1 protein-coding gene and 1 pseudogene are annotated in these 605 nt (G+C 61.2%); both read right to left on the minus strand.

From position 1 onward, the window contains the following. Positions 1–243 (minus strand): annotated as a pseudogene (locus MFF34_RS27845) (DUF2802 domain-containing protein); the annotation flags it as partial. 1 nt (position 244) lies between these two features. Continuing rightward, on the minus strand, positions 245–605 hold a 361-nt coding region (locus tag MFF34_RS27850), incomplete at its 5' end, for a chemotaxis protein CheW (RefSeq protein WP_238217812.1).

Consider the following 605-nt stretch of genomic DNA (forward strand, 5'->3'; position numbering starts at 1 on the left):
CAGCCGATCCGGCAAGGTGGCCAACGTCTCGCGCACGTCTTGGATAGCCTCACCCATGCGCACGGTACCGTTCTGGTAGTCGTCAAGGCGCTTGGCCAGGTCCTTGATACGCTGATCACGCAGCGCATCGCCCGCAGCCTGTTGCGCCGCCAGCTCGCGCTGGCGCTTGGTGTGGTTGAGGAACATCCACACACCCAGCGCCCAAAGCAGCGCCAGGAAGATGACAGCAACCTCAAGGATCAACTCAGATGTTCTCAAGCTCGGACCACTCTTCCTCGGTCATCATCTTGTCCAGTTCCACCAGGATCAGCAGCTCGCCGTTCTTGTTGCACACGCCCTGGATGAACTTGGCCGATTCTTCGTTACCCACGTTCGGCGCCGTCTCGATCTCGGACTGACGCAGGTAGACCACCTCGGCAACGCTGTCGACCAGGATGCCGACCACTTGCTTGTCCGCCTCGATGATGACGATACGGGTGTTGTCGGTCACCTCGGTCGGCATCAGGCCAAAACGCTGACGGGTGTCGATCACCGTCACCACGTTGCCACGCAGGTTGATGATGCCCAGCACGTAGCTCGGCGCGCCCGGTACCGGGGCGATTTCG

It is taken from the genome of Pseudomonas sp. PAGU 2196, assembly GCF_022179005.1.
In the GTDB taxonomy this organism is placed as follows: domain Bacteria; phylum Pseudomonadota; class Gammaproteobacteria; order Pseudomonadales; family Pseudomonadaceae; genus Aquipseudomonas; species Aquipseudomonas kermanshahensis.